The following is a 24,081-nucleotide window of genomic DNA, read 5'->3' as shown; positions in this document are numbered from 1 at the left end:
CTGAATGGGTATCTTGAGATGTGAGAGAAACCAATGGCTGATTTCATGCGCGCCCTGCGCCTTGCGACCTGTATCGCGGTGCTGCCTTTTGCAGTGACGGCGCGGCCGGGTGTCGATCCTTCATGGGAAGAAATTGATTTCGTCATGGGGGTTCTCGAAGACCTGCAGCCGGTGTCATTTCGCAAAGAGCGTGAATACTGCGGCTATATCGGGCGCTACCCCGATGGCAGCCTTGGCGCGACCGAACCAGAGGCGGGCACCCAAGCCAGCTGTCTGCCGGTCTGGCCCAGCGACATGGTCGTGATCGCGTCTTTTCACACACATGGCACTTTTGATACCGGCTACTTCAACGAGGTGCCAAGTGATGTGGATATGCAGGGCGACCGCGCACTGGGGATCAACGGTTGGGTGGCCACGCCGGGCGGGCGGTTGTGGTTTGTCGATTCCAAGGACAATCAAACGCGGATGGTTTGCGGGATTGGTTGCCTTCCACGTGCGACGCTATTTTACAAAGGTATCAACGGCACTATTGAAAAGGCATATACCTATGACGAGTTGCTTGAGAAACTTGGCGAATAAGCGGCTGTTGATCGTGCCGATTCTGGGTTTTGCTGCGCATGGTGTCGCAGCGCAGGACGGGATTGAACAGGCCTTTGCGCAGGAGCTGCTGGCCGGGGTTCAGATGCGCTCGATCACCGAAAACGCAGAATATTGCGGCTATATCGGATTTGACGGGGCGGGCGAATTGGTGGCCTCGCCGCCGACACGCGGGGACGCGGAAAGTTGCCTTGCGGATGACCCCGCCAATATTGATGTCATTACCGCGTCGTATCACACGCATGGTGCCTATTCGCCCAATTATTACAACGAAGTGCCCAGCACCGATGATATCGAGGGTGATGAGGAAGAAGGAATCGACGGCTACGTTGCAACGCCCGGCGGGCGGCTGTGGTATCTCGATACGGGTGATATGGTGATCTCGCAAATCTGCGGGCTGGGGTGCCTGCCCGCAGATGTAAATTTTGTCCCGGGCGATATGGGCAAGATCGCACCCAGCTATCGCTATGAGGATCTTGTTACCTTGTTGGAATAGCGTGCTTAAATCGCCATATCGTCGGCGGACATTCCGGCGGCAATTGCCGATTTATACCAATCGGGCTGGCGGCCCTTGCCTGTCCAGGTTTGGTCCTTGTTTGCGGGGTTGGCGTATTTCGGCGCGGATTTCATGCCGCCCTTTTTTGTCTTCTTTGCAGTCGGAGTGCTGCCAGTCACCTGTGCCAGGGAAAATCCGTGTGCGCGTGCAGCTTTTTCAGCGGCGGCGCGGGCGGCTTTCAATTCCTGCTTTTCGACTTGGCCGATTGCCTTGTCGACATCGCCCGCCAGTTTTTCAAGTTCTTTGCGGTTCATTTTTGTAAGGTCGATTTTCATGATATTGTCCAATACATCGTTATTGGACGCGTCATAACGGGTGAATTCGACTTTGACGATTCAATTCCTTCTGGCCTGACCAAAAGCGCAATTCACCGCCGAATTGATCTATTGCGCGGCCACTTCGGTGGGATCGGCCAGGGTGACGATATCATCCATGATGCTATTCAATTCGAAATCCTTTGGCGTATAGACCCGCGCGACACCCATTACCCGCAATTGCGCAGCGTCGTCTTCGGGAATGATCCCGCCAGCGACGATCGGAATATGGCCAAGACCGGCTGCGTCCAACTGCGCGATGACCTCGCCGATCAGCGGGATATGCGAACCCGACAGGATGGACAGACCGATCACATGGGCGTCGTCCTTTTGTGCGGCTGCGACAATTTCAGCGGGGGTCAGGCGGATGCCTTCGTAGGATATATCCATGCCACAATCGCGGGCACGTGCTGCGATTTGTTCGGCCCCGTTGGAATGCCCGTCAAGGCCGGGTTTCCCGACGAGAAATTTCAGGCGCCGCCCAAGGCGCTGGCTGACGGCTGCAACGCGGTCACGGATATCGTCCAGCCCTTCGGTGCGGTTGGACGGGTTGTGGCTTACGCCGGTTGGTCCGCGATACTGGCCATGCACGGCGCGGATCACATCGGCCCATTCGCCGGTCGTGACACCAGCCCTGGCGCAGGCAATCGAGGGGGGCATGACGTTGTCGCCAGCCTTGGCCGTGGCGCGCAGATCGGCAAGGGCGGTACGCACCGCGGCATCGTCGCGCGTGGCCTTCCACGCGGTAAGGCGGGCCAGTTGATCGGCCTCGGCGTTCTTGTCGGCGACCATGATCGCATCGTCGCCAGCAGTCAGTGGCGAGGGTTCGCCAGCCGTCCATTTGTTGACGCCAACAACCGTTGTTTCGCCCGATTCAATGGCGGCGATACGCGCGGCGTTGCTTTCGACAAGACGGGATTTCATGTAGTCAATCGCGCCCACGGCCCCGCCCATCGCATCGATCTGCGCCAGTTCAGCGCGCGCGCCATCCTTGAGGGTATCGACCTTGGCGGTGACGACGGGGCTGCCATCAAACAGATCGCCGAATTCCAGCAGGTCGGTTTCATAGGCGAGGATTTGTTGCATCCGCAGCGACCATTGTTGATCCCAGGGGCGGGGCAGCCCAAGGGCCTCGTTCCATGCGGGCAATTGCACGGCGCGGGCGCGGGCGTTTTTCGACAAGGTCACCGCCAGCGTTTCCAGCAAGATACGATAGACGTTGTTTTCCGGCTGCTGTTCGGTGAGGCCAAGCGAGTTGACCTGCACACCGTAGCGGAAGCGGCGGAATTTGGGGTCTTGGACACCATAGCGGGTCAGGCAGATTTCATCCCACAGTTCGACAAAGGCGCGCATCTTGCACAGCTCTGTCACGAAGCGGATACCTGCGTTGACGAAAAAGCTGATCCGTCCGACCATTTCGGGGAAATCATCCGGCGCGACCTTGCCCTTGAGGTCGTCCAGAACGGCAGTAGCCGTGGCCAGCGCAAAGGCCAGTTCCTGTTCCGGTGTCGCGCCCGCTTCTTGCAGGTGGTAGCTGCAAACGTTCATCGGGTTCCATTTGGGCAGGTGTTGGCGGGTATAGGCCGCCACGTCGGTGATCATCTGCAAGGACGGTTCTGGCGGGCAAATATAGGTGCCGCGCGACAGGTATTCCTTGATGATATCGTTCTGCACGGTGCCTTGCAGGGCGGCGGTATCGGCGCCCTGTTCTTCGGCCACCGCGATATAGAGCGAGAGCAGCCAAGGGGCGGTGGCGTTGATCGTCATTGAAGTGTTCATCTGATCAAGCGGAATGTCAGCAAAAAGCGCGCGCATGTCACCCAGGTGGCAGACCGGCACGCCAACTTTGCCAACCTCGCCCCTGGCAAGTTCGTGATCGCTGTCGTAACCGGTTTGCGTCGGCAAATCGAAGGCCACCGACAGGCCGGTTTGCCCTTTGGCAAGGTTACCACGATAAAGCGCGTTGGAGGCTGCTGCCGTCGAATGGCCCGCATAGGTGCGGAACAGCCAGGGGCGATCTTTCTGCGGGTGCGACATCGGGCGGCCTCTTGAATCAGGTTCGGTAATTTTATTTCTCAAAGTCATGGATAATCGACACTTTATGACCTTGTCAATTCGCTGCATTGCGGCATGGGTGGATTTACGGCAGCGCAGAACACTGTAAGGTCATGCCATGACGCAAACCGTGCAACTGCCGTTATGGCTCTTGATCCTGATCGTGCTGTTTGCAGCGGTGACGTTTGCGTCGCATTTCCTGTTCCCATCCGTGCGCTGGTTTTTCCGACGCCGTGCCGAACGCGTCATCGCCAAGGTCAATGCGCGCCTGCCCCGCCCGATTGAACCCTTCAAGCTGGCGCGCCGTTACGACATGATCCAGCGGTTGATCTATGACGCCGAGGTCGTGCTGGAAATCGGTGAATACGCCCGCAAGGAAGGCATCCCCGAAAATGTGGCCTTTGAAAAGGCGCGCAGCTATGCCCGTGAAATCGTACCGTCATTTTCCGCCACGGCCTATTTTACCTTTGGCACGCGACTGACGCGCTGGTTGTCGCGGTCGCTTTATCGTATCCGGTTAGGCGTGTTTGACCGCGCACAGCTTGAGGGGATGAACCCTGATGCGGCGATCATCTTTGTCATGAATCATCGCAGCAATATGGATTACATGCTGGTTACCTATCTGGTGTCGCGGGCGTCGGCCCTGTCCTATGCGGTGGGCGAATGGGCGCGGGTCTGGCCGCTGTCGGCTGTCATTCGCATGATGGGTGCCTACTTCATCCGCCGCAAATCGCGCGGTGCGCTTTATCGCAAGGTGCTTGCGCGGTATGTGCAGATGGCAACGGCGGGCGGGGTGACGCAGGCCGTGTTCCCCGAAGGCGGGCTAAGTTTGACCGGTGCGGTGTCTGAACCGCGCCTTGGGTTGCTTAACTATATCGTGTCGGATTTCAAACCGGACGGGCGCGAGGTGATCTTTGTCCCCGTCGCCTTGAACTATGATCGGGTGCTTGAGGATCGTTTCCTGATTGCCGCCGACAAATCGGGTGTGCGCCGGTTCCGTCCGCCCTTGTCCACGGTTTGTCGCGCGGTGCTGTCGCATCTCTGGCAGCGGATCACGGGCCGGTTCGACAAATTTGGCACGGCGTCGGTCAGTTTCGGAGAGCCCTTGGCGCTGGCCGATTTCATGCAAGACCGCGAGGGCGACCAGACCGAGGCCGTGGGCCACGAGTTGATGGCGCGTATTCGCCGCGCGATGCCGGTGTTGCCTGTGCCGCTGGTGGCGCGGGTCTTGCTGGCTGGCGTGACGGATGCTGACGATTTACGTGCCAGGGTGCAGGCCGATCTGGCCGCGCTTGCCAGCACCGATGCGCCCTTGCCAAGGCGCGGGTTGGATAAGGTGATCGCGGATGGGCTGGCGCGGTTGCGTCAACGCGGCCTTATCGGCGACGATTTGCAGGTTCCCGCTGAATCGCATGATGTTCTGGAATATTACGCCGCATCGATCGCGGCGCATTTTGATGCACCCGCAGCAAAAATACCCGAAATTTCTGCATCGGCAAAGTAATAAAATTACAAAAAGTGGCCATTTGGGATTGCAATCTTGCGAAGTGACTTGCTAAGCATAGGTGAACGCAACGATTCTGCGGTGCAGCGCGCATCGCCTGAATACAGGACCCGAAACCGATGGAGACCAAGATGGCCCTTGATCAGACCGCTGAAGTCGCAACCTATTCCGCGCCCGAAAAAGACCTGTATGAAGTCGGTGAAATGCCGCCAATGGGTTATGTTCCCGCGCAGATGTATGCATGGACGATCCGCCGTGAACGCCACGGTGAACCTGATCAGGCGTTTCAGGTCGAAGTGGTCGATGTGAAACAACCCGACAGCCACGAAGTTCTTGTTCTCGTGATGGCTGCAGGTGTGAATTACAATGGCGTTTGGGCCGGTCTTGGCATCCCGATCAGCCCCTTTGATGTGCACAAGGCCGATTACCACATCGCCGGGTCCGACGCGGCCGGCATTGTCTGGGCCGTGGGTGACAAGGTCAAACGCTGGAAGGTTGGCGATGAGGTGGTCATTCACTGCAATCAGGACGATGGCGACGACGAGGAATGCAACGGTGGCGATCCGATGTTTTCCGAAAGCCAGCGGATTTGGGGCTATGAAACGCCGGATGGGTCGTTTGCGCAGTTCACATGTGTGCAAGCGCAGCAATTGATGCACCGTCCCAAGCACCTGACATGGGAAGAAAGCGCGTGTTATACGCTGACCCTCGCCACGGCCTACCGGATGCTGTTTGGCCATGAACCGCATGACCTCAAGCCTGGCCAGAACGTGCTGGTCTGGGGCGCGTCCGGTGGTTTGGGATCATATGCGATCCAGTTGATCAACACGGCAGGGGCCAATGCGATTGGTGTCATTTCCGAGGAGGACAAGCGCGAGTTTGTCATGGGACTTGGCGCCAAGGGTGTGATCAATCGCAAGGATTTCAACTGTTGGGGCCAACTGCCGACCGTGAACACGCCGCAATACAATGACTGGCTGAAAGAGGCGCGCAAGTTCGGCAAGGCGATCTGGGAAATCACCGGCAAGGGCAACAACGTCGATATGGTGTTCGAACACCCCGGCGAGGCCACGTTCCCCGTGTCTACGCTGGTCTGCAAAAAGGGTGGCATGGTCGTGATCTGTGCCGGCACCTCGGGATTCAACTGCACGTTTGATGTGCGTTACATGTGGATGCATCAGAAACGTCTTCAGGGCAGCCACTTTGCCCATCTCAAGCAGGCCGCATCGGCAAACCGCCTGATGATCGAGCGCCGCCTTGATCCCTGCATGTCCGAGGTGTTTGGCTGGGATGACATCCCCGCCGCCCACACCAAGATGCGCAAGAACGAACATAAACCCGGTAATATGGCCGTGCTGGTCCAGTCTCCGAAAACCGGTTTGCGCACGCTTGAAGACGCGGTGGACGCCGGTCCGCGCTAGGCGCACCTGTCGATTCGGTAAAACTAAGGGTGCGACCTGCATGGGGGTCGCGCCCTTTTTTGTTTCAAAAGGTTGGCGCGTCATCCCCTCCCCATAAATGGCGGGTCCGAATTGGTGGATATGTTTCGTTAATCCTGCAATGCTACCATAGGTTGTTAACCAATCATTAACTTCTCTTGAGGAGACTGGCCAATGGGACAGAAGTGGATCATCGACGTATTATCGGACCTGCAAGCTTTTGCGCAAAAGAATGATCTGCCGCTGTTGGCGGATCAACTTGTGCTGACTGCGCGTGTTGCGCAGGCCGAAATCGCGCCGTTGACCAAGGGAACACCGCTTGCGGTGGTTGGTGACGGCGCTGAAGCTGGACAACTTTCTGGAGAGACTGGAACAGGCCCGCGGGCTTGACGATGTTCAGGGCCTGACATTCGCCCTGCGCGACCTTTTTGGTGTCGATCACATCGTCTATCACTGGGTCAGCGCCGATGGCGAACAATACGGCTGCGGCACCTATGATCCGGTCTGGATCCAGCACTACCTTGATCGCGAATACCTGCGGGTTGATCCTGTGGTCCTTGGCTGCTTCCAGCGGTTTCATCCGGTGGAATGGAAGCGGCTTGATTGGTCATCAAAACAGGCGCAGGCATTCCAGCGCGATGCGATTGCGCATGGCGTCGGCAATCAGGGATTTTCGGTGCCCGTGCGCGGCCCGAACGGGCAGTTTGCACTGTTTTCTGTATCGACCAATGCCAGTGACGATGACTGGGCGCGCTTTACCCAGGATTATCAGCGCGACCTGATCCTGATTGCGCATTATTTCAACAAAAAGGCGCTTGAGTTTGAAAAGCACCGCGCGCCCGAACCGACCAAACCGTTGTCCCCGCGCGAGGTAGACGCCTTGACCTTTCTGGCGATGGGATATGCGCGTGCGCAGGTCGCGGAGATGCTGTCGATCTCGGAACATACCCTGCGCGCCTATATCGAAAGTGCGCGCTTCAAACTGGGCGCAATCAACACGACGCATGCGGTTGCGCGCGCCATGTCCGAAGGGATGATCGTGGTGGGTGGATCAGCCCGCGCCGCCGCTGGCGCATGGCCCGGCAAAGGCACGATTCCGCCGCGCGAAGCCGCCGAGTAGACCACCGTCACGGTCGGTTTTCGTTGCGTTAACCATGGCAATCCTAACGTGCCCCCGTTGCAAGTCGCAAAGGGGAACAGGATGCTGCGTTATCTTTATGCTGACCAACTGAAGGATTATCCGGCCCTGCGCGCGTCGATGTTTCGTGACCGCGCCGACCAATTTGCACACCGTCTGGGGTGGGAAATGCAGGTGGATGAACAGGGCTGGGAACGGGATGCATATGACGCCCTGAACCCGCTTTACGTCATCTGGCAGCGCCGCGACGGGTTGCACGGCGGGTCGATGCGGTTCTTGCCAACCACGGGTCAGACGATGGTGCGCGACCACTTTGATGAACTGACCCAAGGCACAGATATCACCAGTCCGCTGATCTGGGAATGCACCCGGTTTTGTCTGGCGCGCGGTGCGGCACCACAGGTCGCGGGCGCGTTGATGTTGGCAGGGGGGGAGCTGATGCGCGGGTTCTCCTTGACGCATTTTGTCGGGGTGTTTGACGCCCGCATGGTGCGGATCTATCGCATGATCGGATCCTCGCCGACCGTGCTGGGCAGCAGCGGCGCGGGGCGCGACAAAATCAGCGTCGGCCTTTGGGAATATGCCCCCGCCGCACGCGCGCGGGTCTTGCAACGTGCAGGCATTTCCTCGGCCTTGTCGGAACACTGGTTTGCCCGCGCCTTTGGCCATTCACCACGGATATCGCAACAGGCTGCGTGACCTCTGGCACGCGCCGCGCCTGCGCTGTAGGGTCACGCCATGTCACTGCCCGCACTCACATTTTCGCACGATCAGGCCGAAGCCTGGGATAGCATTGCTGAAACGCTGCGCGGCTCTGGAATCGATCTGGATGACCACTTGCTGATGCCGCCTGCGGGTGATCCGGCCTCGTCTGTGATGGCCGTGGTTGGCAAGGCGGGTTCGGGCAAGACGCTGCTGCTGGCGGAACTGTTCAAGGCGCTGCGCGATGCAGGCGTCGATGTGGTGTCGGGCGATTGGGAAGGGCGCAGGCGCAAGGATCGCCGCACGCTGGCCATTCTGGCGCCGACGAACAAGGCGGCCAGCGTTTTGCGCAATCGCGGCGTGCCTGCGACGACGATCCACCGGATCCTGTATACCCCCGTCTATGACCCCGAATTTGAAAAGGTCGCCGAATGGCTGGCCGGTCAAGGCGACCGCCCCGAGATCGAGGGGCTGACAGATGTGGCGCTGGATCGTGCCTGGGCGTCTTACCAGGCGAACACATCGGTGCCGGCGGCGTTGGCGGCGGCGGGCCTGCGCGGCAGTGATTTCATCACCGGATGGAAGCGCCGCGAGGAGCCTTTGGATATCGGCCTGGTTGACGAAAGCTCGATGCTGGACGCCAAACAATTCGAGGATCTGACCGAGATTTTCCCGACCCTGCTGTTGTTTGGCGACCCTGCACAATTGCCCCCCGTCAAAGGTGAAGGCGGGGCGATGGTTTTCGATAGTCTGCCGGACAACCGCAAGCTGGTCCTGAACCGTATTCACCGTCAGGATGCGGATAATCCGATCCTTGATCTGGCCCATGCGCTGGGCGATCCGGCGCTGGAATTTCACCAGTTCGAACAGATGATCGCCGATGCCGCCGCCCGCGACGAACGCGTTGTGATGGCGCAGCGGGTCGAAAGTGATCTTATGGCGCGCTCGCCCTGTCTGGTCTGGCGCAACGCCACGCGGATCAAGCTGATCCATGCGTTTCGGGCCGCCTTTGGTGCGCCCGAGGATGAATTGCTGGAAGGCGAGCCGCTGATCTGCGACGGGATCGAACTGCCGATGAAGCACCGCAAGAAACGCCTGGACCTTGAGGCGCGCGGCCTGATCAAAGGCGCGCAGGTGATCTATCTGGGGCCGGGGCGCAAGCCGGGGTTCTCGCGCCTGCACGTGATGGGGGCCGAAGATCCACAGGTCAGTGCCGCGTCCATCGTCAAGATCGAACACGAGGGCGACGAAGAACCCTTCATCCCCTTTGCCGCCCGCATGGGGGCCACGTTCTTGCACGGTGCGGCGGTGACGATCCACAAGGCGCAGGGTTCGCAATGGGATACCGTGCAGGTCTTTGCGCCCGACATCCAGATCGCCAGCCGCATGGGCCGGATGGAGGCGGGCACGCAGCTGTGGAAACGCCTCGCCTATGTGGCGATCACGCGAGCAGAAACGCAGTTGCGCTGGGTCGTTCGCAATCGTCTTGCGCGGCCCAGCGGGACGCTTGGCACCGAAGATTTGCGCGTTGACCCGGTGCCGTTGGAACTTGAACGGGACGCCGAATGAAAAGCATCATGATCACGGGTGCCAGCGGCGGGATTGGCCGTGCCTGCGCGCAGGCCTTTCTGGCAGCGGGCTGGCGTGTGGGGTTGATCGCGCGCCGCGCCGCTTTGCTGCAAGAGGTCGCGCAGGGGCACGACGGCGCCGTCGTCCTGCCCTGCGACGTGACGGACGAGGGCGCGGTTGCGCAGGCGTTCGATACCTTCGCGGCCAAGGCGGGCCGCCTTGATGTGTTGTTCAATAACGCCGGTATTTTTACGCCTGCCGCCCCGATTGATGACATTCCCGTTGCCGATTGGACCCGTGCGGTGGCCGTCAATCTGACGGGCATGTTTCTGTGCGCGCGGGCGGCGTTTGGCCAGATGCGTCGCCAGTCGCCGCAAGGGGGGCGGATCATCAACAATGGATCAATCAGCGCCCATGTCCCGCGCGAGGGTTCGGTGACCTATACCACGACGAAACACGGGGTGACGGGGTTGACCAAGACGCTCTCGCTGGATGGCCGTCCGTTTGATATTGCCTGCGGCCAGATTGACATTGGCAATGCCCGAACGGATATGGTGGCAGAGCTGGCAAAATCGCAGCCCGGAATGGCGACGATGGATGTGGGGCTGGTGGCCGATGCAGTGCTGCGCATGGCGCAATTGTCGCCCGAGGCCAACGTGCAGTTTCAGACGATCATGGCGACCAAGATGCCCTATATCGGGCGGGGTTAGCGGCGCAGTGCCGTAAAGATCGCCGAGGCCCCCCAGCCCGCCGCGATGGCGATCGCAAGCGACATCAGGCCGTAGATCAGCGGTTTTTCATGGGCGAGGTTAAAGAGCCAGCGTTCCAGCCCGACTTTCTTGACGGGAATCACCGTTTCATATTCGTCAACGACGATCCCGTTGCGGGTCAGGTAAATCTGGGCGTTATAGTCGCCCTCGGTAAGGTTGGCTGGCAGGCGGAACGCGGCGCTGAACAGCGTGCTTTCTTCAAGGTCGACCATGCCTTCGCGGACCTGATATAGGTCGTTGCCCGCGCGGATGCGGATCAACGCGGTCGTAAAATTTTCGGAATCTGTCACGCCCATCGGCGCGCCGACAGACCGGATCGCGCGCGGGATGCTGATCTTGTAGCGCAGGTCTTCGACGTCGGTCAGGATTTCGCGCAGGGGGGCAGTGGTCGCGACGGCATAGAAAGACGGGGCCGCGTCAATTTCTACGACATCGGTATTGACCCAAATGCCCAGGCGGCGTTCCTTGCGGCGGACCGTGACAGGGACAGTCGGCCCGGCGATGGTGATGATGACCTCAAGGTCGCTTGCCAGATCGATCGGGCTTTCGCGTTTGACCGCGCCAAACAGCAAAATGTCCGAGCCGTCAAATGTTGCCGTGATTGCAACGGCGTCTTTGCTAAGACCCAGCACGACTTCTTCGGCCTTGGCGGGCAGAGCAAGCACAATCAAAAGGGCGACAAGCCGGATCATGAATGCTCGCTTTCGCCAATGGAATAAAGCTCCGATGGCATGACCAGCAGATCAAACGCCAGCTTGCCGCAGACCGCCAGCACCATGATCGCCAGCAGGATACGCAGCTGTTCGGCTTTCATGCGTGTGCCGATGCGCGTGCCGATCTGCGCGCCAATCACGCCGCCGATCAGCAACAGTACCGCCAGTGCCATATCGACGGTAAAGTTGGTCGTTGCGTGCAGCAGGGTGGTGAAGGCGGTGACGAAAATGATCTGGAACAGCGAGGTGCCGACAACAACCTTGGTGGGCATGCCCAGCAAATAGATCATTGCGGGAACCATGATAAAGCCGCCACCGACACCCATGATCGCTGCAAGGATACCCACCAAAACCCCGACGATCAGTGGCGGAATCACCGAGATATAAAGCCCCGACACGCGGAACTTCATCTTGAACGGCAGCGAATGCACCCATGTGTGCTTGCGCCGGACCGGGGCCGCGCCCGTCTTTTTGCTGCGCCGGATCGCGCGCAGGCTTTCCAGAAACATCAGCCCGCCAACGATGCCAAGAAACAGCACATAGCTTAATTTTACCAGCAAATCGACTTGGCCAAGCGACCTGAGGTAATTGAACACGACAACCCCAAGGGCCGCGCCGACAAGCCCGCCTATCAGCAACACCGTGCCCATTCGCAGATCAACGGTTTTGCGTTTGAGATGTGCCAGCACACCGGAAAAGGACGATGCAACGATCTGGTTTGCTTCGGTTGCAACGGCCACGGCCGGGGGGATGCCGATAAAGAACAACAGCGGCGTCATCAGAAAGCCGCCGCCCACGCCAAACATGCCCGACAAAATCCCGACCATACCGCCCAACCCCAACAGGAGGAAGGCGTTGACCGATACTTCGGCAATGGGAAGGTAAATTTGCATAGGTTACCGGGTCCGGCGATGGCTAAGGCCGCTTACCTAGAAAACGCCGCTTTGGCCAGCAAGTCAAATGCCGCAGGCGTCAAATACCGGAAAATAGGGCTGCTTTCGGCCTGTGGACCTATGCCTTGGTCCGATCTGGATTTATTCGCGGTCGCGCAAATAGCGGCGCAGCACCTTTTCCAGCTTGGCGGCACCGATCGGGGCCATCGCCTTGGTGTGGTCGTGGCTGATGTTTTCGTCACTCATGCCCGCCGCCATATTGGTGATGGTGGAAATTGCGGCACAGCGCAGGCCAAGGAACCGCCCAAGGATCACTTCGGGGACGGTGGACATGCCCACCGCGTCTGCCCCCAACATCGCGATTGCGCGAATTTCGGCAGGGGTTTCAAAGGACGGGCCGGAATACCACGCATAAATCCCGTCGGCCATGTCGGTGTTTTCAGCAGTGGCGGCGGCGCGAAGGGCGGCGCGGAGGCCCGGATCATAGGCGTCTTTCATTGGCACAAAGCGTGCATCGGTCGGTTCTCCGATCAACGGATTCAACCCGGAAAAGTTGATGTGATCAGACAGGCACATGATTGAACCGGTCACCATATCAGGGCGCATGGATCCGGCGGCATTGGTGGCAATCAGCGTGTCCGCGCCCAAGTCGTGCAGCACCTCCAACGGCAGGCGCATTGCATCGCCGCGCCCGCTTTCGTAGTAATGCGCCCGCCCGCCAAAGACGGCCACGCGCACGCCCTCAAGATTGCCGATCACAAGGTTGGGGTTGTGCCCGCTGACACCTGCGTGGGGAAACCCGTCAAGGTCACCATATGGGATTGCCACGCCGTCCACCGCACCGGTCAGATGCCCAAGGCCGGACCCAAGGATCAGCCCGACCTGCACCGGTGCATCACCCGCGCGGGCGCGGATCAGGGCGGCAAGGTCAGCGCTCTTTGACATATGGTTCGCCGCCTGCGCGCGGTGGAATGGCCTTGCCGACGAAACCGGCCAAGATCACGACGGTCATGATAAAGGGCAGGGCGTCAAGCAGTTGACCCTGGATATCGAAACCAAAGGTTTTCTCGATCAGATCGGGGCGCAGGGCAATTGCCTGCAAATAGCCAAACAGGATTGTCGCAGACAGTGCATACCAGGGCCGCCATTTGGCAAAGATCAGCGCGGCCAGCGCGATATAACCGCGTCCTGCGGTCATGTCCTTGGTGAAACCGGCCTGCAAGGCCGTGGCAAGGTATGCACCGGCAATACCGCACAGGACACCACAAATCATCACGGCGGCATATCGCAGCCCGACAACTGAAACGCCTGCAGTATCGACCGCGGCGGGGTTTTCGCCCACGGCGCGCAGACGCAGCCCGAAACGGGTGCGATAAAGCAACCACCACGTGGCAGGGACGCAAAGCAGGGCAATATAAACAAGGATCGTCTGGCCTGAAATCAGGTCGGCGTAGACAGGGCCAACCATTGGCACGTCTGCCAGGGCTGCGGCAAAGGGCAATTCGATCGGTTCAAACCGCGCGCCACCGGCAAGCTGGGGGGTGCGCCCCCCTTGGGAAAACCAGCTTTGCGCGACGACCACTGTCAGGCCAGCCGCCAGAAAGTTGATGGCAACACCGGAAATAAGCTGGTTGCCGCGAAAGGTGATCGAGGCCATGCCATGCAGTGCAGCCAGTGCCATAGATGCGCCGATTCCCGCAAGCAGACCGATCCAGGCGTTGCCACTGGTATAGGCCACGGCGGCAGACAAAAAAGCGGCCGCCAGCATCTTGCCCTCAAGGCCGATGTCAAAAATGCCGGACCGTTCGGAAAACAAGCCCGCAAGGCAGGCCAGCAGCAGCGGCGTGGCAAGGCGGATGGTCGAATCCCAGACCTGGATATTGAACAAAAGATCCACGTGTTATCCCCCATCTTTGCTTGCGGCTTCGCTTGTGGCTCGGGCTGTGGCTTGTTGAAGGCGATGAACACCTTTTCAAGCGGCGCCCGCACCATCTGGTCGAGCGCGCCCGTAAACATGATCACGAGCGCCTGAATGACGACGATCATTTCGCGCGGGATACTTGTCCACAGGGCAAGTTCGGCACCGCCCTGATAAAGGAACCCGAACAGAATCGCGGCAAGGAACACACCAAACGGGTGGCTGCGCCCCATCAAGGCTACGGCGATACCGATGAAACCCGCGCCCTCGACGGCGTTCAGAACAAGGCGCTCCGCCTCGCCCATGACGTTGTTGACGGCCATCATCCCGGCCAGCCCGCCGGAAATGATCATCGAGACCATGATGATTTTCGTCGGGCTGATACCGGCGTATTTCGCAGCCGATTCCGAGTGGCCAAAGGCGCGGATTTCATAGCCAAGCCGCGTCTTCCAGATCAGCACCCAGATGGCGACACAAGCCAGAACCGCAACAAAAAACGCTACATTGGCGGGTGTGCCGCGAAACAGCGTGGTTTCGCCAAAGCTGAACATATCCTGAAAGGACGGCAGGTTCGTCGCTTCGGGGAATTTCGACGTGGCCGGTTCCATCCCCGGTGCCTTGAGCTGGTTGACCAGCAGGTAGTTCAGCAAAGCGGCGGCCATAAAGTTGAACATGATCGTGGTGATCACGATGTGGCTGCCGCGTTTGGCCTGCAGAAACGCCGGGATCACGGCCCATGCGGCGCCAAGCAGCGCAGCACCCGCCGTGGCCCCCAGGATCGCAAGCGTCCAGTGCGGCCAGGGGATATAAAGGCAGACAATCGCGACGCCAAGACCGCCCAGAATCGCCTGCCCCTCACCGCCGATGTTGAACATGCGCGCGTGAAAGGCGATGGCGACGGCAAGCCCCGTAAAGATGAAATTCGTCGCGTAATAAAGCGTGTAGCCCCAGCCATAACTGGACCCAAGCGCGCCACTGACCATCAGTTTCAACGCGGCCCAGGGATTTTCTCCGATCGCAAGGATCACAAAGGCCGAAATAATTGCGGCAAGGATCAACGAGACAAGCGGCACAAGAATAACATCGGCCCATTTTGGCATCCGTTCCATCAGGCGGCCTCCCCTTTGGTCATACCGGCCATCATCAGGCCAAGCTCGTTTTCGTCCGTGTCAGCGGGCAGGCGTTCGCCCATCATCTTGCCGTCAAAAATGACCGCGATCCGGTCCGACAAGGACAGGATTTCTTCAAGTTCGACTGACACCAGCAAGATCGCCTTGCCTTGGTCGCGCAGGGCGATGATCTGCTGGTGGATGAATTCAATCGCCCCGATATCGACACCGCGGGTGGGCTGGCCGATCAACAGCAGATCGGGGTCGCGCTCCATCTCGCGGGCCAGGACGATTTTTTGCTGGTTGCCGCCGGAAAAGCTTTTGGCCTGCAAAAAGGGATCGGGCGGGCGCACGTCAAACCGTTCCATCTTGTCGGCGGTGTCTTTCTTGATCGCGGCGTTATCCATCAACAGGCGGTTGCGCTGGTATTTTGGGTCGTGATGATAGCCGAACACCATGTTTTCCCAAGCGAAATAGTCCATGATCAGGCCTTCGCGCTGGCGGTCCTCGGGGACGTGGGCGATGCCGCGCGCCCGGCGGCTTTGGCCATCGGATTTGCTGCCCGTCAGGTCGATTTTTTCACCGTTGACGAGAATTTCACCGGTGGCTTTTTCATACCCGCCCAGCACCTCGAGAAGTTCGGACTGCCCGTTACCTGCAACGCCGGCAATCCCGAGGATTTCACCGGCGCGCACCTCAAAGGATACCCCCTTGAGGCGGTGCACGCCCTTGTCGTCAGTGATGTTCAAATCGCGGACTTCCAGAACCTTTGCGCCCGGCTTGGCAGGTTCTTTGTCGACCCGGAGCAGCACCTTGCGCCCGACCATCAGTTCGGCCAATTCGGGCGGGCTGGTGTTGGCGGTTTTCACGGTGGCGGTCATTTCGCCGCGTCGCATGACGCTGACGGTATCGGTGATCTCCATGATCTCGCGCAGCTTGTGGGTGATCAGGATGATGGTTTTGCCTTCTTCGCGCAGCCGCTCAAGGATGCGGAACAGCTGGTCGGCTTCGGCGGGGGTCAGCACGCCGGTGGGTTCGTCCAAAATCAGAATGTCAGCTTGACGATACAGCGCCTTGAGGATCTCGACGCGCTGTTGCATGCCAACACCGATGTCTTCGATCACGGCGTCGGGTTCGACGTTCAGGCCGTATTCTTCGGCCAGCGCCTTGAGTTCGCGCCGCGCCTTGGCAAGGCTGGGGCGCAGCATCGCGCCGTCTTCAGCCCCAAGGATCACGTTTTCAAGGACGGTGAAATTTTCGACCAGTTTGAAGTGTTGGAACACCATGCCGATGCCCGCAGCGATGGCCGCCTGGCTGTCGGGAATCTGGACTTTGCGCCCGCTGATAAAAATCTCGCCCTTATCGGCTTTGTAAAAACCGTAAAGGATCGACATGAGGGTCGATTTGCCCGCGCCGTTTTCGCCGATGATTCCGTGGATCGTGCCGGGCATGACGCGGATCGCGATATCCTTGTTGGCTTGGACGGGGCCGAACGCCTTGGAGATACCCTTGAGTTCGATGGCGGGGGCGATATCGGTCATGTCAGGCCCCTGTGCCGACAAATCCGGCCAGCAGAGTCAGTTTGCCAGCCTCATCGAGGGTGGCAAAATAGGTGCCGTGTTGGACCATTTCGGCACCGTCCGGCCCCTTGCCACCAAAGGCGATGATCGCGCGGTGGTAGCCGTTAACGTCGTCTGTTTTTTCGACGCGCGCGGTCCAGCCGGGGGCATTGGCGCTGAACATACCCACGTAGTCGGCGATGGCGCCGTTATCGTCCAGGCGCGCGCCGCTGCGCGGATCGGAATAGATCCCGCCAGTGGCAAAGGAATCGTCAATCAGGGCGCGCCGCGCCTTTGGGTCGGTTTCGCTCCAGGCGCGAAAGAAGGTTGTAATTGCATCGCTCATTGTTCTGATCCCCCATTTGCAAAGGGCCGCGCCGATCACCGGCGCGGCCCTAATTATTTGGCCTTAGTCACCTGACTTAGAAGTCATAGACAGGGCAGGATTCGTCGGTGTTGTAGTTGTGAACCGCGACTTCGCCCGACATGATCGCAGCGGATGCAGCATCAAGTGCAGCCTTCATTTCATCCGTAATCAGGGCTTCGTTGAATTCATCCAGCGCATAGCCGACGCCGCCGTTGGACAGGTCCATGACGTTAAAGCCGGCCTCCAGGTCTTCACCAGCGACCAATGCGTCATAAACGGCGTTGTCCACACGCTTGAGCATGGAGGTCAGAACCATGCCGGGGTGCAGGTAGTTCTGGTTGCTGTCCACACCGATTGACAGGATGCCTTCGTCGGCGGCGGTCTGCAGAACGCCAACACCTGTGCCGCCAGCGGCTGCGTAAACAACATCCGCGTCCTGGCTGATCTGGGCCAGTGTCAGTTCCGATCCCTTCACGGGGTCATTCCAGGCGGCAGGCGTCGTACCGGTCATGTTGGCGATGACCGTCGCGTCCGGATCCGTTGCCAGCACGCCCTGCACGTAACCACATGCAAAGTTGCGAATCAGCGGGATATCCATGCCGCCGATAAAGCCGACGGTGCCAGTTTCGGATGCCATCGCAGCCGCAACGCCGACCAGATACGATCCCTGTTCTTCGGCAAAGACGATCGAGCGCACGTTTGGCGCATCAACCACCATGTCGATGATCTGGAACTTGGTGTCGGGGTAGTCCGCCGCAACTTCGCTTAGCGCTGTGGCCCATGAAAAGCCTGCCATCACGATGGGGTTGTTGCCGGCTTCGGCGAAACGGCGAATGGCCTGTTCGCGCTGGGCATCGGACTGAATTTCAACTTCGTCGTATGAGCCGCCGGTTTCTTCGGCCCAACGCTGCGCACCGTTATAGGCGCTTTCGTTGAAGGATTTGTCGAACTTGCCACCAAGGTCGAACAGCACGGCCGGATTAGCCAGTGCGGCACCCGCCGTCAGCGCCAGAGCAGCCGAAGCAGAAAGTAATTTCGTCATGAGGGTCATGTGTGTCTCCCAGGTCTTTGATTTCGGGGCGTGTCCGGTTTCCCGTCGCCCCCGCGAAAAGCGTGCTGATCATGTCAGCATCGCAAGATAAGGCAACGCGGGGCCGCAAGGGTCAACAGCTTTTTAAGAAATTGATGGCCGAAAGGGCGGGTTCGCGCGATCCGGCCGTGGGTGACGTGAGGTCAGATCACCACAAGCGCTTTGCGCAGCACCAGGGCGGCAACGGCGGTGCCATCGTTGCGGCGATAGTAATTGGGCCGTTCGCCCACGAGACTATAGCCAAACCCCTTATAAAGTGCCTGTGCCGCCATGTTGTCGGCGGCAACTTCTAGGAAAACGCTTTGCACGTGACGGGCGCGCAACCGGTCTTCGCACGATTGCAGGACTGTGCGCGCCAGCCCCTGGCGGCGCAGATCTGGATCGGTGGCGAGGGTCAGAATTTCGGCCTCGTCCAGCGCAATGCGCGCGATGACCATCGCCGAGGTATCTCCGCAGAGAATCACATGGGCGTCAGCCATGAGCCGCGCGAATTCATCCGCGCTCCACCGGCGCGACGCTGGGAAGGCGCGCGCGTAAAGGCGCGCAGCGGTGGCAGGCGTCACGGCAGGATCAGCGGCGCGGGGTCGCTGGGCGGGGCCGCATCGGCGGGGCGCAGATAAAGCGGCGCGGGGCGCGCAATCGGCGCACCGGCGGTCAGACGTTCGGCCGCGAGTTGCGCGATGTTCGTGATCAGGGCGACCGGGTCAGGAGGGGAGGCCGTGCCTTGTGCCAGCATTGGCGCGTCACTGCCTTGCGCCGTATAGGTCTGCGCATAATGGTGGTCGCGGGGGGCAGGCAGGCAGGCGGCAAAGGGGCGTGGTTGACCGTGCGCGAGAGCCTCGAGTGATGACACGCCGATCGCAGGTTTGCCAAGCCCCAAAGCCACGCCGCGCGCGGCGGATACGGAAATGCGAATGCCGGTGAAATTGCCCGGCCCGATGCCAACGGCCACAGCGTCAAGCGCACTCCAGTCGATGCCTGCCTCGGACAGCATATCCGCAAGCATGACCATCAGGTGTTCAGCCTGCCCGCGCGCCATCGGATCGACGCGGGTGGTGATTTGGCTATCCAATAACAAAGCGGCGGCGCAATGCGCCGCCGATGTGTCAAATGCAAGGATCGTTGGGTTAGGCGGCAACGGGGCGCACCTCGACCACCTCGGGGATATAGTGGCGCAGCAGGTTTTCAATGCCCATTTTCAGGGTCAGTGTCGAAGACGGGCAGCCTGCGCAAGCGCCCTGCATGTGCAGATAGACGATGCCGCGATCAAAGCCGTGAAAGGTGATGTCGCCGCCATCTTGTGCCACTGCGGGGCGCACGCGGGTATCAAGCAATTCTTTGATCTGATTGACGATTTCACCATCTTCGCCGGTATGTTCCGCATGGCCGGACGCCGCCTGTTCGCCTTCCATCACCGGCTGGCCCGATTGATAGTGTTCCATCACCGCACCGAGGATCGAGGGTTTGATATGGTCCCAATCCGTGTCGTCGGATTTGGTCACGGTCACGAAATCGGTGCCGAAAAACACCGCCGCAACGCCTGACACCGCGAAAATACGCTGGGCAAGGGGGCTGACTGCCGCGGCCTCGGCACTTGCGAAATCGGCCGTGCCGGACGCCAAAACCGTCTGGCCGGGCAGGAATTTCAATGTCGCGGGGTTCGGCGTGGATTCGGTTTGAATGAACATGGGACCAACCTTTTTTGTCAGGCTTATGATATGCGCCTGCAACCCCGCAAAGTCAAGGTTTGGAACGATTCTAAATAGCAAAGGCCGGTCCAAGGGACCGGCCTGAGATGAAGGTGCAATGCTTACCGTGGTTCGACGTCATACTCTTGCGTGGCGACGATCTGGCCATTCACCTTGAGCACGGCGATCACATCGTCACGCACGGTTTGGCCAAGGTTGATCTGGACGTTGGCGTTTGCCCCGGCGCGCACTTTCTGGCTGCCCAGAAGGTCGCCCTGAACGCCCGTGTGATAGTCATAGATTTCGACCGTGCCATTACCCGACGCGCGGATATTCTCGAGCGAGATGAACGACGAAGCGTCAAGCTGGCGGTCAAGACTGAAGGAATTGTCTTGCGCAGAAGCAAGGGTGGCGGAGCCCAACAGGGCGGCGAGTGTTAGTGCGATTGTCTTGGTCATGGTGCGTCCTTTCAAAGACTTGGTTCGTATTTTTCAAGCTGGCGCATTGCCCGCTTTCGATGACACCAAGCTGACGCCGTGCACACCGTTTCGGAAGGGGAACAGCGCACACGAAAACTCGACCGCAAAGTGAACGGTCTATCCCCTTGACCCCGGCGCAGTTTGCGACGTGGCGAGAGTTTCACACATCCTTCAACAGTCATCGCGCGCCAGCGCACCGAACCCTGCCGGATTCAGGCGGTTTCACGCCATCTGTGATCACGCGGAAATCGGCCACGCAATTTTGTGATCTGGGAATGTTTCCGATTTCTCACGGAGTTGCGAGGAAAATACCGTGATTTCAGAGGCTTCTTGTGTCAGGTAATCGCTTCGAGCCGTTCTTTGGACATCTCGCCGGGGACGATGGTGATGGGAATCTGGAGAGCGCCGGAATTGCGGGTCAACTGCGTGACCAATGGGCCGGGCCCTTTTTTGTCGGTGCCGGCACCCAGGATCAGCACACCGATTTCGGGGTCTTCGTCAATTTGTGCCATGATTTCGGGAACGGCCTCGCCCTCGCGGATGATCAACTGCGGATCGACGCCTTGCTTGTCACGCATCCATTTGGCGAAAACCTCGAAATGCACCTCGATGCGTTCACGGGCCTCGGCGCGCATCACTTCGCCCACACCGATCCAGTGGTTAAATTCATCCGGCGGGATGATCGACAACACCGCAACGCCGCCACCGGTTTTCGCTGCCCGCATGGCGGCAAAGCGCATTGCATTCAGACATTCGCGGCTATCATCCAGAACAACCAGAAATTTACGCATGACGGTCCCCCATATTCGGCCCGAGTGTGGCGCAGTGCGGCCGAACTGGCAACGGTTTTGCGGTATCGACCTGATCGCATTCTAGATCAGGCGGCGCAATCTGCGCAGGCACAGGTTTCCACATTGTTGTCCGCAAAAGACCAGAATCTGAACGATCAAGGCATATCCGAATGCCAACGCCCCGATTGTCGCATCGCTGAGACGCACCATTGCGCGAAACACGCGGCTTTTGCCCAGAACCTGCATGATCCGGCGCGTATTTGGCCCCGCAGCGTCTGAAACGCGGGCCAGTCGCGCCGCATCCTCGGCGCTGTCGATATGGCGCATCAGAACAAGCGCCTGGGCGGTGTCGGTATTGCGGCGCAACCGGCCCAGATCTGCGGCAATCGCGCCCAGGCGGGCCAGTTGCACCGTGTCGGTAATTTCGTCCAGCGGCGCGCGCCCCCCGAGATAGGCAGGCACCCGCGACCAGTTGACCGGAAGGCGCGCTGCACCACCTAGAATACGTGCAAAGTCCGGTGTCAGGCTGCCAAGGCGGCGCGCCGTGCGGATCAGCCCCGCGCCAAGCTTTATGGTTCCTGACGTGCCGCCGCTGACGACGATCGCCGCCGTTGCGCCAAGCCCGACCAAGGCCAGCCCCAGATCAAGCTCGTCGACCTCGGCGCCTGTTGCATAGTTCACACCGGCGCGCCGCAATGCATTCAGATCGCCCGCCGGTGAGACCTCGAATGGCACCGCGCAGGCGCCAAGTTGCGCGATTGAACGGCAGGACGATATATCGACCGCGCATTGCGCGCATGACAGTGAATTGGCAACAAAGCCCGATTGCGCCGCAACGATATCGCCAGCCAGGGTCAATGTCTCGGGCGGCAGCGGGATCTGATATGCCTGCGCAAGGTCGATATGCAATTCGATACGGTCAAGATCCTTTGCCGCGACCGCGTCCTGAAACCGTGGGACCAGCCATTCAGGGTTCACGGTGCGCGCCATTTCCCGTTCAAGCGTGATTGCTAGCTGGTCAGTGCCGCGCGCGACGAACGGAGCGACGAAGGGGTTGGTTGTCATCAGCCAGACAAAGGTCATCGCCGTCAGACCAAACGGGCTGAGCGCAAGCGCGAGGCGAAGCCAGCGCCGCATCAGCCCGCCGTCGCGGCCCAATCCCAGTAAAGCTCGCGCAGGCGACGCGTTACGGGGCCGACCTGATACTGACGATCATCAAAGGCGGTGACGGGCGTGACCTTGGACAAATTGCCTGTCAGGAACACTTCGTCCGCGTTACGGAAATCATCGAACGTCAGCACGGTTTCCTGGACCTGCACGCCGTCATTGGCAAGGTTGCTGATGTGACGTGCGCGGGTGATTCCCGCCAAGAATGTCCCGTTGGGGATCGGCGTAAAGATCGCGCCGTCTTTGACCATAAAGGCGTTTGCCGTGGCACTTTCGGCCACGTTGCCCATTGCGTCAGCGACAAGGGCATTGCCGAACCCCTTGGCCCGGGCTTCGGCCAGCATCCGCGCGTTGTTGGGATAAAGGCAGCCCGCTTTGGCGTTGACCACCGCGCTTTCCATCACCGGGCGGCGAAAGCGCGTCGTCGTTAAAGTGGTTGTCGCATCCGGCGCTGCCATCGGGATTTCCTCGAGACAGATCGCAAAGCCCGTTTCGCCATCTTCGCGCGGCACGATCGCGTTGAACCCGCTGTCGATCGCCCAATACATCGGCCTGATGTAGATTGGTGACTTTGGCGGATAAAGCGCCAGCCCCTCGTGGATGATCTTGACCATATCTGCCGTTTCGATGGTCGGTGTGATCATCAGGGCCTTGGCCGAACGGTTCACGCGGGCGCAGTGGGCCTCAAGATCGGGGCATAGCCCGTCAAAGGCGCGCGCACCGTCAAACACACTGCTGCCCAGCCACATGCCATGATCGGCGGCGCGCATCACAGGGACGTCGCCGGTATGCCATGTGCCTTGGAAATAGGTGCGGATGTTCTTGCCGGTCGCCATCTGGACTTCCTTTCGTTTGGAAGAACGCTAGTCGCCGCAAGGTATAAGGTCCAGACCATGAAAACGCGCCCGGGCGGGGTGGCCCGGGCGCAAGGGACAATCGGCGGGACGGGGCCGAGTTGGCGCGTTGGGCAAGCCGCCCGTTGCGCATCTCTACATTGCCGGGATTCGGATTCAGTTTTGTGACGGATAGCGCGCCAGCAAGGCACCAACATCAAACGGGCGATTTCCCATTGTAAGTTGCCCGTCGGCCCCGCGCGGCCAGTCGGCCTTGGGGCGGTCGACATAAAGCTCGACACCGTTGTCATCGGGATCGCGCAGATAGACCGCCTCGCTCACGCCATGATCCGCCGCCCCGTCCAGCGGGACGCCAGCACCAAGCACCCGGTGAATCGCGGCGGCAAGGCTCGCATGATCGGGATAAAGGAACGCAGTGTGATACAACCCTGTGTGCCCGGGCGGTGGCGGTGTCGCGCCAAGGCTTTCCCAGGTGTTCAGCCCGATATGGTGGTGATAGCCACCCGCTGACAGGAACGCGGCCCCTTTGCCGTAACGCTGCTGCACTTCAAAGCCAAGAACATCGCCATAAAACGCGATGGCGCGATCAAGGTTGGACACGCGCAGATGAACATGGCCGATGCGGGTTGTGTTGGGGGCAAGGTTGGACATTTCAGGCTCCGATTGTCATGACTTGCAGATAGGTCGCGTGTGATCGTCTGTGAATATCCTGTTTCAAACGCCAATGGTGCGTAAATGCACAGTGGACGAGGCTTGAAACCTTCGCCAACAGCGTCAACTGTCCCCTGTATCAATGCAAAGGATGTCAT

The 24,081-nt window shown here is 59.7% G+C and carries 26 protein-coding genes and 1 pseudogene; 9 read left to right on the top strand and 18 right to left on the bottom strand.

The annotated features are described in order from the left end of the window. Nucleotides 1-33: 33 nt before the first annotated feature. Both FTO60_RS13735 and FTO60_RS13730 read left to right on the top strand, forming a co-directional pair. Nucleotides 34-579, top strand: coding sequence for a DUF4329 domain-containing protein (locus FTO60_RS13735; protein WP_148056491.1), 546 nt, complete (start codon nt 34-36; stop codon nt 577-579). A gap of 13 nt (nt 580-592) precedes the next feature. Further along, a complete protein-coding gene (locus FTO60_RS13730) occupies nt 593-1,093 on the top strand; it encodes a DUF4329 domain-containing protein (protein WP_254696954.1) in 501 nt (166 codons plus the stop codon). Nucleotides 1,094-1,098: 5 nt separating this feature from the next. On the opposite strand, the gene FTO60_RS13725 is transcribed toward FTO60_RS13730, so the two are convergent. Both FTO60_RS13725 and FTO60_RS13720 read right to left on the bottom strand, forming a co-directional pair. Beyond that, nucleotides 1,099-1,428, bottom strand: coding sequence for an H-NS family nucleoid-associated regulatory protein (locus tag FTO60_RS13725; RefSeq protein WP_148056489.1), 330 nt, complete (start codon nt 1,426-1,428; stop codon nt 1,099-1,101). A gap of 108 nt (nt 1,429-1,536) precedes the next feature. Then, nucleotides 1,537-3,504, bottom strand: a complete 1,968-nt coding sequence (locus FTO60_RS13720) for a protein meaA (protein WP_148056488.1) — start codon at nt 3,502-3,504, stop codon at nt 1,537-1,539. Nucleotides 3,505-3,640: 136 nt separating this feature from the next. Here FTO60_RS13720 and FTO60_RS13715 point away from each other — a divergent pair, with 136 nt between their 5' ends. From FTO60_RS13715 to FTO60_RS13685, 7 genes are all read left to right on the top strand, one after another. Further along, on the top strand, nt 3,641-5,026 hold the full coding sequence (locus FTO60_RS13715; RefSeq protein ID WP_148056487.1) for a 1-acyl-sn-glycerol-3-phosphate acyltransferase: 1,386 nt from the start codon (nt 3,641-3,643) through the stop codon (nt 5,024-5,026). A 131-nt stretch (nt 5,027-5,157) separates the two neighbouring features. Next, complete coding sequence (gene ccrA, locus FTO60_RS13710) at nt 5,158-6,447, top strand: crotonyl-CoA carboxylase/reductase (protein ID WP_148057167.1); 1,290 nt, start codon at nt 5,158-5,160, stop codon at nt 6,445-6,447. Nucleotides 6,448-6,639: 192 nt separating this feature from the next. Beyond that, complete coding sequence (locus FTO60_RS13705; RefSeq protein WP_148056486.1) at nt 6,640-6,855, top strand: hypothetical protein; 216 nt, start codon at nt 6,640-6,642, stop codon at nt 6,853-6,855. Continuing rightward, entirely contained in the window at nt 6,797-7,585 is a 789-nt protein-coding gene (locus tag FTO60_RS13700) for a LuxR family transcriptional regulator (protein ID WP_254696814.1), read from the top strand. The genes FTO60_RS13705 and FTO60_RS13700 overlap by 59 nt, the downstream gene beginning before the upstream one ends. 81 nt (nt 7,586-7,666) lie before the next feature. Further along, nucleotides 7,667-8,302, top strand: coding sequence for an acyl-homoserine-lactone synthase (locus tag FTO60_RS13695; RefSeq protein ID WP_148056485.1), 636 nt, complete (start codon nt 7,667-7,669; stop codon nt 8,300-8,302). 39 nt (nt 8,303-8,341) lie between these two features. Beyond that, nucleotides 8,342-9,874, top strand: coding sequence for an ATP-dependent RecD-like DNA helicase (locus tag FTO60_RS13690; protein WP_148056484.1), 1,533 nt, complete (start codon nt 8,342-8,344; stop codon nt 9,872-9,874). Beyond that, a complete protein-coding gene (locus FTO60_RS13685) occupies nt 9,871-10,584 on the top strand; it encodes an SDR family oxidoreductase (RefSeq protein WP_148056483.1) in 714 nt (237 codons plus the stop codon). The genes FTO60_RS13690 and FTO60_RS13685 overlap by 4 nt, the downstream gene beginning before the upstream one ends. Here the strand turns inward: FTO60_RS13685 and FTO60_RS13680 are convergent. The 16 genes and pseudogenes from FTO60_RS13680 to FTO60_RS13605 all read right to left on the bottom strand — a co-directional run bounded on the left by FTO60_RS13680 (nt 10,581) and on the right by FTO60_RS13605 (nt 23,923). Then, a complete protein-coding gene (locus tag FTO60_RS13680; RefSeq protein ID WP_148056482.1) occupies nt 10,581-11,336 on the bottom strand; it encodes a TIGR02186 family protein in 756 nt (251 codons plus the stop codon). The two genes, FTO60_RS13685 and FTO60_RS13680, sit on opposite strands and share 4 nt — an antisense overlap. Beyond that, on the bottom strand, nt 11,333-12,250 hold the full coding sequence (locus FTO60_RS13675) for a sulfite exporter TauE/SafE family protein (RefSeq protein WP_148056481.1): 918 nt from the start codon (nt 12,248-12,250) through the stop codon (nt 11,333-11,335). Before FTO60_RS13675 ends, FTO60_RS13680 begins: the two co-directional genes overlap by 4 nt. A 141-nt stretch (nt 12,251-12,391) precedes the next feature. After that, nucleotides 12,392-13,195, bottom strand: coding sequence for a purine-nucleoside phosphorylase (locus FTO60_RS13670; RefSeq protein ID WP_148056480.1), 804 nt, complete (start codon nt 13,193-13,195; stop codon nt 12,392-12,394). Beyond that, nucleotides 13,179-14,147 carry an ABC transporter permease gene (locus FTO60_RS13665; protein ID WP_148056479.1) on the bottom strand — a complete coding sequence of 323 codons (969 nt, stop codon included), beginning with the start codon at nt 14,145-14,147 and terminating at the stop codon, nt 13,179-13,181. Before FTO60_RS13665 ends, FTO60_RS13670 begins: the two co-directional genes overlap by 17 nt. A gap of 59 nt (nt 14,148-14,206) precedes the next feature. Further along, nucleotides 14,207-15,277 (bottom strand): annotated as a pseudogene (locus FTO60_RS13660) (ABC transporter permease); the annotation flags it as partial. After that, nucleotides 15,277-16,818, bottom strand: coding sequence for an ABC transporter ATP-binding protein (locus FTO60_RS13655; protein WP_148056478.1), 1,542 nt, complete (start codon nt 16,816-16,818; stop codon nt 15,277-15,279). The gene FTO60_RS13655 and the pseudogene FTO60_RS13660, both read right to left, overlap by 1 nt. Before the next feature lies 1 nt (nt 16,819). Next, complete coding sequence (locus FTO60_RS13650; protein WP_148056477.1) at nt 16,820-17,182, bottom strand: nuclear transport factor 2 family protein; 363 nt, start codon at nt 17,180-17,182, stop codon at nt 16,820-16,822. Nucleotides 17,183-17,258: 76 nt separating this feature from the next. Further along, nucleotides 17,259-18,254: a BMP family protein gene (locus FTO60_RS13645; RefSeq protein ID WP_148056476.1), complete on the bottom strand. Its 996-nt coding sequence runs from the start codon at nt 18,252-18,254 to the stop codon at nt 17,259-17,261. 182 nt (nt 18,255-18,436) lie between these two features. Beyond that, complete coding sequence (locus FTO60_RS13640; protein WP_254696813.1) at nt 18,437-18,772, bottom strand: GNAT family N-acetyltransferase; 336 nt, start codon at nt 18,770-18,772, stop codon at nt 18,437-18,439. A gap of 80 nt (nt 18,773-18,852) precedes the next feature. Further along, nucleotides 18,853-19,431, bottom strand: coding sequence for a tRNA (adenosine(37)-N6)-threonylcarbamoyltransferase complex dimerization subunit type 1 TsaB (gene tsaB, locus FTO60_RS13635; protein ID WP_148056474.1), 579 nt, complete (start codon nt 19,429-19,431; stop codon nt 18,853-18,855). Continuing rightward, nucleotides 19,421-19,981, bottom strand: a complete 561-nt coding sequence (locus tag FTO60_RS13630) for a NifU family protein (protein ID WP_148056473.1) — start codon at nt 19,979-19,981, stop codon at nt 19,421-19,423. The genes tsaB and FTO60_RS13630 overlap by 11 nt, the downstream gene beginning before the upstream one ends. 122 nt (nt 19,982-20,103) lie before the next feature. Next, nucleotides 20,104-20,439 (bottom strand): hypothetical protein, encoded by a 336-nt coding sequence (locus tag FTO60_RS13625; RefSeq protein WP_148056472.1) that lies wholly within the window; start codon nt 20,437-20,439, stop codon nt 20,104-20,106. A gap of 356 nt (nt 20,440-20,795) precedes the next feature. Then, nucleotides 20,796-21,251, bottom strand: a complete 456-nt coding sequence (locus tag FTO60_RS13620) for a universal stress protein (RefSeq protein WP_148056471.1) — start codon at nt 21,249-21,251, stop codon at nt 20,796-20,798. Nucleotides 21,252-21,332: 81 nt separating this feature from the next. After that, nucleotides 21,333-22,388 carry a hypothetical protein gene (locus tag FTO60_RS13615; RefSeq protein ID WP_148056470.1) on the bottom strand — a complete coding sequence of 352 codons (1,056 nt, stop codon included), beginning with the start codon at nt 22,386-22,388 and terminating at the stop codon, nt 21,333-21,335. Continuing rightward, a complete protein-coding gene (locus tag FTO60_RS13610; protein ID WP_148056469.1) occupies nt 22,388-23,254 on the bottom strand; it encodes a branched-chain amino acid aminotransferase in 867 nt (288 codons plus the stop codon). The genes FTO60_RS13615 and FTO60_RS13610 overlap by 1 nt, the downstream gene beginning before the upstream one ends. Before the next feature lie 174 nt (nt 23,255-23,428). Beyond that, a complete protein-coding gene (locus tag FTO60_RS13605; protein WP_148056468.1) occupies nt 23,429-23,923 on the bottom strand; it encodes a VOC family protein in 495 nt (164 codons plus the stop codon). Nucleotides 23,924-24,081: the final 158 nt, after the last annotated feature.

The organism is Octadecabacter sp. SW4, assembly GCF_008065155.1.
In the GTDB taxonomy this organism is placed as follows: domain Bacteria; phylum Pseudomonadota; class Alphaproteobacteria; order Rhodobacterales; family Rhodobacteraceae; genus SW4.
This window is presented reverse-complemented; position numbering and strand designations above follow the sequence as displayed.

Bases quoted from the DNA above. Each gene is read 5' to 3' on its own strand.
- FTO60_RS13625 (WP_148056472.1), bottom strand. From the start codon at position 20,439: ATGACCAAGACAATCGCACTAACACTCGCCGCCCTGTTGGGCTCCGCC.
- FTO60_RS13670 (WP_148056480.1), bottom strand. From the start codon at position 13,195: ATGTCAAAGAGCGCTGACCTTGCCGCCCTGATCCGCGCCCGCGCGGGT.
- FTO60_RS13645 (WP_148056476.1), bottom strand. From the start codon at position 18,254: ATGACCCTCATGACGAAATTACTTTCTGCTTCGGCTGCTCTGGCGCTG.
- FTO60_RS13640 (WP_254696813.1), bottom strand. From the start codon at position 18,772: ATGGCTGACGCCCATGTGATTCTCTGCGGAGATACCTCGGCGATGGTC.
- FTO60_RS13620 (WP_148056471.1), bottom strand. From the start codon at position 21,251: ATGCGTAAATTTCTGGTTGTTCTGGATGATAGCCGCGAATGTCTGAAT.
- FTO60_RS13610 (WP_148056469.1), bottom strand. From the start codon at position 23,254: ATGGCGACCGGCAAGAACATCCGCACCTATTTCCAAGGCACATGGCAT.
- FTO60_RS13720 (WP_148056488.1), bottom strand. From the start codon at position 3,504: ATGTCGCACCCGCAGAAAGATCGCCCCTGGCTGTTCCGCACCTATGCG.
- FTO60_RS13705 (WP_148056486.1), top strand. From the start codon at position 6,640: ATGGGACAGAAGTGGATCATCGACGTATTATCGGACCTGCAAGCTTTT.
- FTO60_RS13680 (WP_148056482.1), bottom strand. From the start codon at position 11,336: ATGATCCGGCTTGTCGCCCTTTTGATTGTGCTTGCTCTGCCCGCCAAG.
- FTO60_RS13685 (WP_148056483.1), top strand. From the start codon at position 9,871: ATGAAAAGCATCATGATCACGGGTGCCAGCGGCGGGATTGGCCGTGCC.
- FTO60_RS13715 (WP_148056487.1), top strand. From the start codon at position 3,641: ATGACGCAAACCGTGCAACTGCCGTTATGGCTCTTGATCCTGATCGTG.
- FTO60_RS13735 (WP_148056491.1), top strand. From the start codon at position 34: ATGGCTGATTTCATGCGCGCCCTGCGCCTTGCGACCTGTATCGCGGTG.
- FTO60_RS13650 (WP_148056477.1), bottom strand. From the start codon at position 17,182: ATGAGCGATGCAATTACAACCTTCTTTCGCGCCTGGAGCGAAACCGAC.
- FTO60_RS13725 (WP_148056489.1), bottom strand. From the start codon at position 1,428: ATGAAAATCGACCTTACAAAAATGAACCGCAAAGAACTTGAAAAACTG.
- FTO60_RS13630 (WP_148056473.1), bottom strand. From the start codon at position 19,981: ATGTTCATTCAAACCGAATCCACGCCGAACCCCGCGACATTGAAATTC.
- FTO60_RS13690 (WP_148056484.1), top strand. From the start codon at position 8,342: ATGTCACTGCCCGCACTCACATTTTCGCACGATCAGGCCGAAGCCTGG.
- FTO60_RS13675 (WP_148056481.1), bottom strand. From the start codon at position 12,250: ATGCAAATTTACCTTCCCATTGCCGAAGTATCGGTCAACGCCTTCCTC.
- FTO60_RS13615 (WP_148056470.1), bottom strand. From the start codon at position 22,388: ATGCGGCGCTGGCTTCGCCTCGCGCTTGCGCTCAGCCCGTTTGGTCTG.
- FTO60_RS13655 (WP_148056478.1), bottom strand. From the start codon at position 16,818: ATGACCGATATCGCCCCCGCCATCGAACTCAAGGGTATCTCCAAGGCG.
- FTO60_RS13695 (WP_148056485.1), top strand. From the start codon at position 7,667: ATGCTGCGTTATCTTTATGCTGACCAACTGAAGGATTATCCGGCCCTG.
- FTO60_RS13605 (WP_148056468.1), bottom strand. From the start codon at position 23,923: ATGTCCAACCTTGCCCCCAACACAACCCGCATCGGCCATGTTCATCTG.
- ccrA (WP_148057167.1), top strand. From the start codon at position 5,158: ATGGCCCTTGATCAGACCGCTGAAGTCGCAACCTATTCCGCGCCCGAA.